Raw genomic sequence first — 12,966 nt, 5'->3', positions numbered from 1 at the left:
GCAAATGCCGGGCTATGGGGTTACCTGCTCACGCTTGCGGCGTCAGCAGTAGCTCAAGGTGTTGACGATCACTTGCGACCATCGAATCGACGCCCCGCAAAATAGCAGCAGAGAGCGCCTTTCCAGCGATTTGCTGCGAGTTTGCGTTACCGTTGAGCTGCTCTTGAGAGCAGCACTCAGAGGCCTGGAGAATTGACCGGAGATTGCCTAAGGAGAGCCGACCGACTATGGCATCCAACACGATGGCAACAGGAGAGCCACACACCTGAGTCGCTTTAGCTACAGCGCTCGCTGTGTAAGGTGCAGGATCAACGGTGAGGCCCTGGGCAGCGGCCAAAATCTCATTCAACTGATCAGTGACCAGGTGCAAGAGCTCGTTGTAGCTATCCCCATCGGGAGGCAATTCCTTGTCGTTGAGGTCTCGGGCATGCGCGTTGACGGCGCTGAGAAGCTTGACCACAGCTTGCAGGGAGATTTTTGGATCGTTCAGGCTCATGAGAGGCACCAGGTAGTTGGTTGTTTAACTGACCTCAGGAGATGCTGCACACAGCCCTACAAACCCCTTTCTACATGCCTGTGGGACATCTCCTTGCATCATGAAAAGCCTTTCAAGGAGAGACCCTATGCAATTCCAACAAGCCTTCGAGCAAATGCGTGCCATCGTTGAGGCTGATGACTGCCTTCTGCGGGGATACAAACAAGACTTTTACCAGTTTGACCTGCTCCATCTCACCAAAACTGGGACGGTCGGCGGTCGATACGTTTGGGTCATCCGCGAAAACGGCACACACCTGGCTTCACTCGGCCTGCATCCCAAGCTCACTGAGTTTGTGGAATGCGCGCTCGACATGAAGGAGGCACTGCAGGTTTTCGAAATCACCCTGCTGAAGGATGGCGCTGCGACGATTAAACCTATCTCCGTGGAGATGGGGCGTGACCTGTTACGGCACCAGCAATACAAGTTCGAGGGACGGCACATCAAACGAGGCGGCCGCCTCGTTGCGCTGGTTGACATCGAGGTGTTGTACAACCGAGGCCAATACGGCGGTACCGTCAGCTTCTCCTTCGAATCAACACCGAGCAGGGATGAAGAGACTGACTTCAAGCAAATCGCCCTGTGCCTTTTCCAACAGAGAGCGCAAAGCTTGTTTGCCTGTATGGACAACGTGACTTTCCAGACGCGCAATCTTGCTGCATGAGGTACCAACGCAATACCCCACCGCTGGCCACCTAGGTCAGCGGTTTTTTTTGGCCGAAAAAAAACCGGCCTCAAGGGCCGGTCGGTAGCGTTTCCTTCAGCGTGCAGCGAGCATTGCCATACGGCTCCGCTCCTCGCGTTCAAGCAATTGCTGGCAGTTGTACGGCTCAACCACCTGGACGCCGCCCAGGTCATCGAGGTGCACCAGGTAATTTAAGTAATCATCACCAGGATTCGACCATAGGTGCCTCAGCCGCTCGTGGTTGAGCACATGTGCCTTGAACTCCTCTCGACTCAATTCCCCACGGCCGAGGGCGACCTGCAGTTTCGAGTACGCCAGGTAGTCTGGGCGCCAGCTTAAAGGGATAGCGCAAAGCGCGTGATGTACGCCATCCGAATCGGGCCATACCGGGGGAATGGTCGTCAGTTGTGCCATGGTTAGGCCCGCCTCTTCTGCCGGTGCAGCGATGGGCGAGAGTTCGAGCCCTGTAACATCGAACCAAGCATGGCCAGTCGCCGAATAAGCAACCGCGCTGATCGGTGACGTTGGTGCGCAACCATAGACCACCCAGCTCTGGCAGCCAGCCCACTGACGGATGAATCTCACCATCAGGGAGCCGTCGACAAGAGGCTTCCGCCAGATGCAAGCGCGCAGGTGGTAATCGATATTGTAGGGCGCCAGGTCCGCAGGTAGATCAGTGTCGACAACAGCATCGAACACCTCAAACCCACCGGCGCCGATTCGCGCCAGGTAACTGGCTCCCTCGGCGATTTCAAAGGCAGGGTCAAAGTGCAGCACGCCGGCAAGTGCCGTCTCCCCTCCTCCGGTTAGGCGAAACACAATGCGGCCGTGAGGCTTGTAGCTGTGGTTGAACTGTACGGTGGTGGTCATCTGTATACCCTCTTCTTGGTCTGAGGGAATGCTTTGCAGGACCCAATAAAAAACCCACCGCGAACGGTGGGTCAGGTGTAGCGTTCAAGAACTGAGCAGGTAGTCCCCGGCGATGACAGCGTTGGTAGACAGGCCCTGTGAAGGGATTTCGACACGCTTGGTGCCGTCATCGATCAGCTCAACGAGCGTGGCGGCAAGTTTGCGCACGATGACGTTGTCGACCGTTTTGACAGGCACCGAATGGCCCTTGTCCTGGAGCAGGAGCTTGTAGCCCGTATCGTCGGCGTTGTGGGTGATCACCAGAAAGCCATGCAGCTTACTCGTGTTTACATTCACCTGCAGCGCCGGGCGGCGGGCAAGCCGAGAATCATCGTCGCAGTCACGCAACAGGATGAAATCGGGGTTTGCACCGGCATCAAGCAGCATTTGCCAGATGGTGCGATCGTTGTCCGGGACGCGAAGGACCTCCACCAGCTCGATCAAGCGCAAGAGACGTCGCGAGCGAATCGACTCACGGTCAATAGGGAGCTTCGACTGGTTGAAATCGTCAATGGTGTCCAACTGTGCTACGGCATTTACGGTTTGGGTGTGCATTGCATGACTCTCCTGAAAGGTAAGCCAGGTGTTGCGAAGACCTGGTACCGCAGGAATGCGTCACACGACTGTGGAAAGCTGCCGGCTGGAGATGACCGCAGGCGGAGATCATTTTCACGACAGTTTGAATTTTTTTCAGGCTTTCTGAACCCGGCACAGGTATGATGCGCCAGCTTGCGTGTGGACCTGCATTTCAAGAGGCCCTTTTGGTGATATGTCCTCTGCTCGGTTACCGAGAATCTCGATGTTCCGAGGATGAGATACACCTTTCGACACGGTGTTTAGACCGTGCCGGCTTGCTGCATTCGAAGGGCCACCAGGGCCTCTTCTGGAATGCACCACGTGCGTTCTGAAAGCGCTGAAGTGCCGGTTAGGCGTTGGAAGATTGGCCTTCCTGAAACGGAGGTCAACGATTATGAAGCGTATGCTGAATTTTCTGAGCCACGTCTGGACTCTCTACCGGCTTTTGTCGGCTGTGTGGGGATTCATGCGTGACCACTGTGATGCGGTCTAAACGCCCGTCCAGTGTTGAGATGTAAAAAGGCCACCCGAGCGTAAAGCAGAGGTGGCCTTTCTGTTTCCACGGATGCATCCCAGTAAGGCTGGCCGGGTACGATTTACGAAGGTACGTACCAGCGACGTTCAATGTTCAGCTGATGCTCACGCTCGTAGGCACTCACGGTTCTAGCATGCTCATGTCGGCCGCCGTCGTACTGGTCTGGATCGCTGTTCAAGAGCTCGTCGAGCATACCCTTGACCCTGAGAGCGTGAGCTGCGCGCTTGGCCTTGATCGCCTTGCACACGTCCATGAAGTCGGGATCGCCTTCACCATGGCGACGGTAGGATGCCGACATCATTTGGAAGATCACCATGTGCCGGTCATCCAGATTACGCAGGCCACTAGCGTCCAGTGGGAAGGCAGCGCCGGCATACATGGACATCGCGAACGACTGCAGAAAAACCGCAGCCGCATAGTCGCTGTCGACCAGCACTGAGCGGAAGGTGGCGAAAGGTGATTCGGTCATCTGTAAACGTCCTGAAGGGTGTGGGATCGCCGATTACCAACCGGCGTAGTGCGACACCAGGTGGCCCCAGTCAGCGAGAGCCGAGTTGTCGCGCAGAATGGTCAGAGCCTCGGCGGCGTGGATCTTCGTTGGGCAACCGCCGGTGAGGAACAGCTTGTCCTTACCCTGGTTGTACAGGTGCATAACTGTCAAAGTCATAACCTGCTGGAGGGGACTCATTGCCCGGTACGCCTTGCGCATGGCGGTGAGCTTTTCCGGGATCTCCGCGTGGCCCCTCGCCCAATCACAGCCCTGAGGGCGGAGGCTGTAATGATCGCCAACAGCCTGGAACGGCTTGTTGTGGCGTTCAAAGCACCCATGCAGCTGGTATTTATCAACGATAGCCCAGACCGCGTCGCCGAAAATGCGTGCTCGATCATCTGACCCCTTGAACGAAGGCAGCTCAGCCCCGCACACGATCGCCAGGGCAGCATATTCCGCATAGTCCAGGCTCGGGATCTTGTCGACCAGGTCCACCAACGTATATCCAGGAAAGCGCCCGGCTGCGAAGGTAGGGTTGACCGCAGCATATGCTGCGAGGGCTGCGGGCTTCTGCGAGTGGTGGATATAGCCGTGACTGGCCGTTCCCACATCACTCAGCGACCACGTGCTCAGTGCACCTTGGTGGACGCCGAAGGCGGTCAACAGCTCTGTGGCTTTCACGTGATAGTGGGCTGCATCAAACATCGTTCGTCCTCTGAAACAGTTGATTGCAAAGCTTGTGGTGGATGGGGTTCTGCACCGCCAGATCTGCGGCTATGCATTCATCTGCCAGGTTCGGCCTCGCTTCATCACTGCAACCCTAGAACGTCGGTGTGGGCTTCGCAACCCCTAGCAATATGGCCGAACAAGGCTAAATCGCAGGCACAAAAAAAGCCGCCTGAGAATGGGCGGCTTTCTTAGGCTAAATGAGCTGAGAGGCTCATCTGGCATGCGCGTACTGAAACGGTCGAACCTCAAAATAATATCCGAATTGCAATCCAGTGAGCAACCTGACCTGCCCCACCTTTTCACTAATGAAAAACCCGACCACTAGGGTCGGGTCTGTGCTGCGTTTGGAGATGATCCAGCCTAAGCCGGCAGATACTTGACCTCGGTCTCGGACCTCACCAGCTCTTGGATCACTGGGCACGTGGAAAGGCCGGTATTGACCATGTATTTCGCTGCACTCAACAGATAACGTCTCTCTCTGCCAAGTACTCGCAAGGCTCAAGACCGTTGGCTCCATGGCATTCGGAGAGGAAGCATTGGTAGAACACGACCTCACGCATGTCAGGGACAGATTTGAACTTCGGTTTCACACCTACGACACGTGCTAGGTGGAATCCTGTTGGGATCACCGAAGCCCCGTGGGCAGCAGTAAGGGTTTGCAGCATGGTGGCCCCCTGGGCATTGTCTGTGATTGCGATCAAGCTTCTGAACAGGTATCTAAGCGGCTACATAGGGCACGCCAGTAACGGGCATCCTGCATCGACTCCCTCCTCATACGGCGGTATTCGGGCCTATAGCGGTGCGGTTCTGTGCGAGCGGAGAGCGAGTTTTCCTTTGCCATTCGTAGACAGAAATTCAACTTGAACAGGGCATGTGCTTTCGGTCGGGATGACTGCTGCGTTCTTGCGGTGATCATTGGGGTTGCTCCTGTGATTTTTGACCTAGTGCGTGGAGATGGCGCACATCGATCACCACGCAAGCAGCTTGGCCGCGGGCAAAAAAAGCCCGACTAGGTCGGGCGTGGGTATAGCGTTAAGCGGTCTGGTAGAACAGTTCCGCCGGGTAGACGAAGACCTGAAGTTTTCCCTGCAGACATGACAGCTCATACACCTGCTTCGCTGGTGTCCGGCCGGGGCCTGGCAGATGGCGTTTTCCGACTTCAGACCAGCCCAAGCGTTTCAGTTCAGCAACCTTCTGCTCTTGGTAAGGCGACATTTTTTGATCCCCCTTCGCGGTCACAGTCGACCAGCTGGTTTCGTCTCACCAAAAATCCCGAACTCAACAAGGGTGCTGAATGCGATTTCGAGGGCCGGCTTTTGGTGGGCGAGCTCCAATGCTCTCTCACCAGCAGCTTTCGCTTTCTCCGCCTGCCAATCACACAGGAAGTCGGAGAACCGACGGTATCTGTGAAAGTCGATAAACCGATCGAAGCAGACCTCTTCTGAGGCTGCCAGGGCGGTCATCGCCGTGAGCAGATTCCCAAATGCAGGGAATTCACTACGTTTCAAAGTGCCCGCAGCTACGAGCTTGTCGACCGTGGTGTCGAAGCGTTGCTGGTGTTCTTCAAGTCTGCCGCTCACGATCCGGAGCGCGTGATCCTGCGCGACAAACTGATTCCGCCCATCACGGTGATAGCGCGGATCGAACTCAGCGAAGCTGGTGTGCTTCAGTGAAAGCCCAGAGGTGGCACCCTCACGGTCTGTCTCGATGTTCAGGCGGTCAACGAATGGGGTCGACCACCGGATGCCGGTCAGCCCCTGGCGACCAGCCTGGACCATCACCATCATTCCATCAGTCAGTTCAAGTGTTGCGAGCATGAGTGTGTCCCCTTAGAACGTTGATCAAGTCCAAGGGGATGAGTCACATGAACCGCGAAACTCACCAATTTTGTCGGATCGGGCACAGCGCCCGGGGCACCATAAAAAAACCCGGCACATGGCCGGGTTGGGTGTAGCGTTAGGATACGGAGGGCCTGGGACAAATGCGCTGGGGCCCGGGCGAAAAAACCCGGTCTATTGACCGGGTCATGTGCAGCGTTTGACGCGAGCATCATGCTGGCGCTAAAGGCTGAAGTACAGCAGTCATGCCGACTCCGTGACTTCGTCATCGGAGTGGCAAGCCGAGAGATCGATCTCTACTGGCTTTTGATCGGATTTTGCGGTCACCACGAAGGTGCACGCGCTGTCCTGCTCACCGGCGGCAATGTGGCTGCGGAAATACCGGTCCGCGACAGCCTGGGCTGCCGCATGGTGATCCCCCTCAACCTCAACATCAGCACTCCAAGTAACGAGATACTGTCGTTCCCCATCAACTTCAACCTCTTCGGTGCCTCCAGCCAAGCGGAAGTGGCTTTCCAGTTCGGCGATCGGCTGGCGTGCGCTAACAACCTCGACGTCGGTGTTTCTGACGAATCCCGAAAACCAGAAGCTGGTCGAGTCCACATTCAGGCAGCAGGCCTTCAGTAGCACATCGTTTTCAGCTTCAATTTCCTCCGCCTCCTCCGTGCCCGGGGCGTACTGATGGAATGACGCAGTGCTGTCGAACGTTTCGACCTTGTGCAGCCCATTCTCTCTGACTAGGCGAGCCAGGTTCATGATGCCCTGTGCTGCAGCCAAATCGATGTTGAAGGAAGCATAATCCGGTGTGCCTTCTGCGCCATTGGTGGCACGGGTTTCGACGGTGTAGCTCTTGGTGGTTACGGACGAATGCATAGCGGTACCCTCAGGTGTTGGTCTAGTAAAGCGAGATGCGTCACAGCCAACATGAATCGGCGCTACGGACTGAAGCCCATATCTTCGGCCGCTTGAATGACGCCCAAAAGAAAACCCCGTCTCAAGGACGGGGTTTGATGGGGTTAACGGCGGTGAAAGCAGATGCTCTTCAATGCCCTGTCGACCAGGTCACCTTCGTAACTCAAGATGACCTCAACATTGGTGCACGAGCGCTGGGAAGGCCCCAGAGCACGTGCTGCGATCAGGTAACCATTGGGGTCCACTTGCGATGAAGCACCGAATAGAACCGCATTATCGACCACTGCGCGGAGAACATCCCCGGCGCCATCGTCTTCAGTCCAACTGGGTGAAACTGTGTTGCGAGCACTGACCTGGTTACTGCATACACGGAAGTGCTCAAAGCGCCCAGGGGCATTTTGAATCGAGACTGAGTCGCAGCCTTCAAATTTACCCACGTAGATGACCGGCCGTGTGGCGCCGTTGATGCGAGCTACGGTGGACATTTTTGAGGCGGCAACCGACTGAACCGCATCTGAAGCCTCCGAAGCGCTTGCCGCATGCGGAAGCACCTGAAAGGCTAGAGCCGCGGCGATCGCGTAATAGCGTTTCATGAGGCGACCTCAAGTTTCGGAATTGATATTTGACGTGAACGCATTCGCGTAGGAGAGGTTGCGTGCAAGATCTGCTGCTTGGGTTCCGTGCTGAGCGTATCACCAAGGAGCACTATGATCTCCCCGATTTCGACTCTATGAATGGCACAATTCGCGGCCAGCTGAATTGCAACCATACGTGCGCAGATTGCATCGATGTCGCACGCGTGAAAGAGCCATTGCTGCAGCTCATCAGGCCCTTTCGTCTCAAGTAGGTGGTTTGCTTTTGCCAACAGCATAACCCCACTGCCACATGCCGGATCGGAGTACGCTTTGAGATCACCGGCGCGAGGCGCGTCGATGTCGGTATCGCTCATCCTAACCATCATGCTGGCGAGCGACCAGGGCGTGAAGAACTGCCCCAGCATTTGCTTGCCGCCATGGCTGGCCAGCTCTTCGTAGAGTGGGCCTAAAATGTCCTTGAACGGTTCTTCATTGGCCACCGCCTGATCGTACAGCGTGATGACTCGTCCTATTTTTCCGCGTGCATCATCAGGAATTGGATACCAAGGCTGAAAGCCCCAAAGCTCCATCACTGCCCCGAGGAAAAAACGAAACATCTCCGCCGGTGGATACCGGTGGCCATCACACAATGCTTCTGCCAGTGGCTTGATGGTGGGTGGTACCGCGCGTGCTAGTTTGCTTGCCATGGGCAATCTCCAGAGAGGTTAGTCGTATGGATTGGGATGCATCACAGCGACCTACAACTCCGGCCGGCGCCCGGGCATAAAAAAACCGCTCCGGTGAGGGAGCGGTTGCGTAGCGTTAGTCAGCGGACTCTTCCGGATCAGCAACGTCCGGAATGGAATCTCGCGGCACCCATGTCCAGGTTGCGACAAATGCGCCATCTTCACACAGCGTTACCTGGGCATCTTCATTGACCTGCAGATCATCATTGGCGATGTTGTCCAGCGCCCATGAACGGTACCGGTCCTTGAGAGCGTTCGAGTCCACTGCCTGCTGATCCGGCTCTTCTTGCTCCAGCAGTTTCTTTTGAGCGAGATCATCGAGCAACTGAACAGAGGGAGCGCACTGCGACAGACCGAAGTGAACTCCTTGGTGCCCGTAGCGTTTGGAAAACTCTTCTGCCGTCATCTTGGCCAGCACTTTCTCGATGCAATCACTGCACAGACCGTGACCAGCATCTTGATTGCCCCACTGCCGACCGGTGGTTCGAGCACCACAGCACGGGCACAACAAGCGCACCGGGGCATCGAGATGTCCAGTCAGGTCGACATGTGCATAGGGAACATCCCTGAGCTCACAGTAGGCTTTCTCATCGCCATCGGCGTCATACAGGCCCAATGTGCACTCATCCCACTCCTCAGGTTCAGCGATGGACACCTCGATCGAAAGAAGCAGGTACTGACCGTTGCAGAACTCCTTCCGCAAAGCCATGCAACCGCTTCCGGTGTGATAAACCTCGAAGCCATACGCCTGTATGGGGTCAACAACTGTTGTTCCGCACGGCGAAAAGTAGGGGTTGCGAATCTCCACGTCGTTGAACATGAAAGCCATCTCCGACGGTGAATACGGCCGCATGAGCGTCTCGCCATTCGGCAGGACCTCGGTCATGACCATTTCTTGGGTACCAGCTGCGTTGCTTGCAATTACGTCCATGGTGCTGCGCCTCTTTGGGTAGTCATCTTGGTCTGAGATGAAGCACAGCCAGCTGTAACGACAGGCGAAAAAAAACCGCCCCATAAGGAGCGGCGGTACAGCGGTTTAGATTCGAGCAGAGACCTGGTAACCCTTGCCTCCTTCTGCCTGCGTCACGCCGCCTTCAAGCGTGATTGTCACGTCCTGCAGACCAGCGTTGCGGAACATGCTCGCCACAGTTTCAGCCACCGGCTGCATCTCAAACGGCAAAACCGTGTGCCAAGCGTTAGAAAAATGGCACCAGCGGCAGCCGTATCCAGCGAAAAACCCATTCTCGCGATTCCCAGGAACCGGATCCGGCATTTCCAGGATCTTGTTGATGCGGGTGGCAAAGGCTTCCGGGAATTCCTTCAGAACTGAAGACATACGAACCTCTCGATTAAGCGGCCTGGTGAATGTGCTGGTGCTTGCCGAACTCATTGAGGGAGTCCAGCTTTGCGAGGAACCGCTCAGCCGCAGTGGTGCTGGCCAATTCAGAGACAGTCTCAAAACGGTTCATTCCGCCGGCATAGTCCTTCCGGCCCTCACAGGATCGATAGAGCACTTTGAGCACTCGATCGAAACCGAGATGAACCATCAGATAGAGATGATCGCTGTGCAGGATCACCTCCCCCATGACTGCGTTTCCGCCTTTGCACGAACGAATTTCGTAGCTTGATTCTGGAAGCTTCAGGCGGCCGGCGATCTCTTTGAGCAAGCGCTTGCCCGAGCGGTGAAGGGTTTCTTTGGTGATTCGTTTTTCGAGCAGCGCTTTAGGGATTTGAAGCATGAGGTTTCTCCTCAGGGAATGACGGTCTCTTGCGAAGACCTGGTCATGGGAGATGCGCTACATAGGAATGCAAACCTAATGCTCGATCACCGCAGAGCGAGTGCAAACCAATAAATAACACGTGCGTATAAGATTCCATTTGCTTTGTATTGAATCCTGACAGTATTATCCGGCCATCCAATTGATATCACCTAACAAGGTCAGGACGAAACAGCCCATGCACAACAATGCAACCCCCTTCAAGCCACGTCTCTCCCTGCTTGTCGCCTCCATCGCACTGGCCATGAACGCAGGCACTGCGCATGCCGCTTACGCCGGCATTGATGTCTACGCGCCAACGCTTGGCTCCTCCGATACCACCTACGATCCGCACATCGGCGGCTCGGGTGATGGTTCCACCCTGGTTGGCGCCCAATACAACCCGAGCACCGACACCACCGAGGCCTTCAAGTGGACCTTGCTGGGCGGTAAGCAGTTGCTGGCCAATCTCGGCACCAACGCCGCTGCATACGCGGTATCGAATGAAGCTGACGTCATCGTCGGTAGCTCCGTAGACAGCCTCACGGACAACGAAACCGCCGTGTACTGGAACAGCGCCGGCATTCACAAGCTGGACTTCCTGAACGGTGGGGCCGAGGCCGAAGCTCGCGCTGTTTCGGCTGATGGCAGCGTCATCGCGGGCTCCGCCGACGATGGCCTGACCGGCAACCGATCGGCAGTGACCTGGGACCTGGCTGGCGCTGTGACTCAGTTGGGCTACCTGAACGACGGCACCTACAGCTACGCCATGGGCATCAGTGCTGACGGCAATGTGGTCGTGGGGTACGCGCAGAACGGCGCAGGCAATGGTGATATCGCCACTCGTTGGGTGGGCGGCGGTAGCGCCGAGAGCCTCGGCACCTTGGAGGGAGGTACTCAATCCATCGCCACGGCGACCAGTGCCGATGGCACTTACATCGTCGGTGCGAGTGACTCTTCGCTCGCCCTGAGCGAAGCTATGATCTGGTCCGAGCTGTCTGGCATGAAGGGCTTGGGCTTGCTGGCCGACGGTACCCTGTCCAAGGCTGAAGGCGTCTCTGCCAATGGCGCCGTGGTCGTCGGTGTCGCGGATACCACTGGCAGCGTCCTCTCCGGGTTCCGTTGGACAGCAGAGACTGGCATGCAATCGCTGGTTGAGTGGCTGCAGGACAACGACCCGTCTTACACACTGCTGGCCAACAACACCCTGAACACCGCCACCTCGGTGTCCGCTGATGGCAACACCGTCTTCGGCCTGGGCTTCCTGAACGGCCGCTCGCAGCCGTTCGTAGCGCGTTCCTATGGCCCGATCTCTGAACCTGTGGTCACTACCCCACCAGTCGTAACCACTCCGCCTGAAGAGACCACTCCAGAGGTAACCCCTCCCGTCGTCACCCCGCCAGTTACTGACCCAACGCCGCCAAGCACCGGAGGCTCCTCCAATGCAGGGGACACTTCTACTGGCGGTAGCGATGCAGGCACGGGCACCAGCGCCGGTGGTACCGAAACCGATTCGGGTACCGGTGGCACTGGGGGCACTGACACGGGTACTGGTGGTACCGGCGGAACTGGCACTGGCGCGGGTGGCGCTGACGTCACTACTCCACCGACTGGCGTGATCGGTTTGCTGGACCTCGGTGACTCGTTGCAGAATGCGACCCTGTACGCGCAAGCTATGCAGAATCAGCTGCAAGGCTTCGTCCAGGACCAACTGTCCTGCTCGACATTCGACACCAGCGGCATCTGTGTCAGCGTCAGCAGCCAGATGACTCACCACTCGGGCACGGTCCAGGGTGACAACGTGTACGGCGGCGTTACCGCTGCATATCGACTGACTCCTGACTTGGTTGCCGGCATCGGCTACCAAGGCCCGAACACCTCGCTCAAGATAAACGATGACCGCGTCGAGGGTGATACCAACACGATCGGTGCTTTCGTCGAGTACGGTAACCGTCTTCGCGAAGGCGTATTCGCCCGGGGCGCCGTGGCTGTTTCCGAAGGCGATGCCACCATCAAGCGCTCCTACAAAACGGGTGCCGGCGACGTCGAATCGAAAGGCAAGGCCGATGTCAGCCAGCGTGCTGTATCGGGCCAGGTCGGTTACGTATTCATCCTGCAAGACAACATCGCGGTGATGCCTTTCCTGGGCTTGGACTACCTCAACACCAAGCTGGACAGCTACACCGAGACCAGTGGTTCCTTCCCGGCGCACTTCGATAAGCGTACCGAGGAGAATATCTACGGTACCGCGGGCCTGAACGCCAGCATGAACCTGGCAAACAAGGCCATCGTCTCGGCCAACATCAAGCACGTCAGCCGCCTGAACAACTCGCAAGACGATCTGACCGGTGAGGTGATGGGCGTGTCGCGCTTCGACATGAAGCAGGACACCACTGAGCGCTGGAACGAAGTGGGCGTAGGGCTGCAGGTTGCCGGCCCGTTCAAGGCCTCCCGCGTGGGCATCACCTACGGCCACCGCTTCGGCAGCGACAAAGCCGTTGCCTCGGACGTCGCGACGTTGTCCCTGTCGGTCGGTTTCTAATCGGAAACTGATTCACCAAGCGCCCCACTCCCCAGTGGGGCGTTTTTGTGTGCGCCAGGCATGGCGCGTTGCGCGTAAGCGCAACCCGCTTGGCTGTGGTGGCCAAGCGGGTGACTTGGAGGTGAAAGTCCTCTACA

15 protein-coding genes are annotated in these 12,966 nt (G+C 57.0%); 2 read left to right on the top strand and 13 right to left on the bottom strand.

The annotated features are described in order from the left end of the window. Nucleotides 1–28: 28 nt before the first annotated feature. The gene (locus ACIP1G_RS26825; RefSeq protein WP_060515432.1) at nt 29–496 is read right to left on the bottom strand and encodes a hypothetical protein; all 468 of its coding nucleotides are present in this window, start codon (nt 494–496) and stop codon (nt 29–31) included. A 127-nt stretch (nt 497–623) separates the two neighbouring features. On the opposite strand from ACIP1G_RS26825, the gene ACIP1G_RS26820 reads away from it, so the two are divergent. Continuing rightward, nucleotides 624–1,199: a hypothetical protein gene (locus ACIP1G_RS26820; RefSeq protein WP_181131281.1), complete on the top strand. Its 576-nt coding sequence runs from the start codon at nt 624–626 to the stop codon at nt 1,197–1,199. A gap of 96 nt (nt 1,200–1,295) precedes the next feature. Here ACIP1G_RS26820 and ACIP1G_RS26815 read toward each other — a convergent pair whose 3' ends face one another. From ACIP1G_RS26815 to ACIP1G_RS26760, 12 genes are all read right to left on the bottom strand, one after another. Then, complete coding sequence (locus tag ACIP1G_RS26815) at nt 1,296–2,090, bottom strand: hypothetical protein (RefSeq protein ID WP_181131280.1); 795 nt, start codon at nt 2,088–2,090, stop codon at nt 1,296–1,298. An 84-nt stretch (nt 2,091–2,174) separates the two neighbouring features. Continuing rightward, nucleotides 2,175–2,684 carry a hypothetical protein gene (locus tag ACIP1G_RS26810; RefSeq protein ID WP_181131279.1) on the bottom strand — a complete coding sequence of 170 codons (510 nt, stop codon included), beginning with the start codon at nt 2,682–2,684 and terminating at the stop codon, nt 2,175–2,177. Between the two features lie 617 nt (nt 2,685–3,301). Then, nucleotides 3,302–3,709 (bottom strand): hypothetical protein, encoded by a 408-nt coding sequence (locus ACIP1G_RS26805; protein ID WP_060515428.1) that lies wholly within the window; start codon nt 3,707–3,709, stop codon nt 3,302–3,304. 33 nt (nt 3,710–3,742) lie between these two features. Continuing rightward, on the bottom strand, nt 3,743–4,435 hold the full coding sequence (locus ACIP1G_RS26800; RefSeq protein WP_060515427.1) for a hypothetical protein: 693 nt from the start codon (nt 4,433–4,435) through the stop codon (nt 3,743–3,745). A 1,056-nt stretch (nt 4,436–5,491) separates the two neighbouring features. Then, complete coding sequence (locus ACIP1G_RS26795; protein ID WP_181131278.1) at nt 5,492–5,674, bottom strand: hypothetical protein; 183 nt, start codon at nt 5,672–5,674, stop codon at nt 5,492–5,494. Between the two features lie 20 nt (nt 5,675–5,694). Continuing rightward, nucleotides 5,695–6,276 (bottom strand): hypothetical protein, encoded by a 582-nt coding sequence (locus tag ACIP1G_RS26790; protein WP_181131277.1) that lies wholly within the window; start codon nt 6,274–6,276, stop codon nt 5,695–5,697. 264 nt (nt 6,277–6,540) lie between these two features. Further along, entirely contained in the window at nt 6,541–7,170 is a 630-nt protein-coding gene (locus ACIP1G_RS26785; RefSeq protein WP_223843666.1) for a hypothetical protein, read from the bottom strand. 143 nt (nt 7,171–7,313) lie between these two features. Next, nucleotides 7,314–7,802, bottom strand: coding sequence for a hypothetical protein (locus tag ACIP1G_RS26780; protein WP_181131276.1), 489 nt, complete (start codon nt 7,800–7,802; stop codon nt 7,314–7,316). After that, nucleotides 7,799–8,491: an N-6 DNA methylase gene (locus ACIP1G_RS26775; RefSeq protein ID WP_181131275.1), complete on the bottom strand. Its 693-nt coding sequence runs from the start codon at nt 8,489–8,491 to the stop codon at nt 7,799–7,801. Before ACIP1G_RS26775 ends, ACIP1G_RS26780 begins: the two co-directional genes overlap by 4 nt. 115 nt (nt 8,492–8,606) lie before the next feature. Beyond that, nucleotides 8,607–9,461 carry a hypothetical protein gene (locus ACIP1G_RS26770; RefSeq protein WP_060515422.1) on the bottom strand — a complete coding sequence of 285 codons (855 nt, stop codon included), beginning with the start codon at nt 9,459–9,461 and terminating at the stop codon, nt 8,607–8,609. Between the two features lie 105 nt (nt 9,462–9,566). Further along, nucleotides 9,567–9,866, bottom strand: a complete 300-nt coding sequence (locus ACIP1G_RS26765; RefSeq protein WP_060515421.1) for a hypothetical protein — start codon at nt 9,864–9,866, stop codon at nt 9,567–9,569. 13 nt (nt 9,867–9,879) lie between these two features. Continuing rightward, the gene (locus tag ACIP1G_RS26760) at nt 9,880–10,269 is read right to left on the bottom strand and encodes a hypothetical protein (protein WP_060515420.1); all 390 of its coding nucleotides are present in this window, start codon (nt 10,267–10,269) and stop codon (nt 9,880–9,882) included. A 217-nt stretch (nt 10,270–10,486) separates the two neighbouring features. On the opposite strand from ACIP1G_RS26760, the gene ACIP1G_RS26755 reads away from it, so the two are divergent. Then, entirely contained in the window at nt 10,487–12,829 is a 2,343-nt protein-coding gene (locus ACIP1G_RS26755) for an autotransporter domain-containing protein (protein ID WP_181131274.1), read from the top strand. Nucleotides 12,830–12,966: the final 137 nt, after the last annotated feature.

It is taken from the genome of Pseudomonas sp. NPDC089392, assembly GCF_044749595.1.
GTDB lineage: Bacteria > Pseudomonadota > Gammaproteobacteria > Pseudomonadales > Pseudomonadaceae > Aquipseudomonas.
This window is presented reverse-complemented; position numbering and strand designations above follow the sequence as displayed.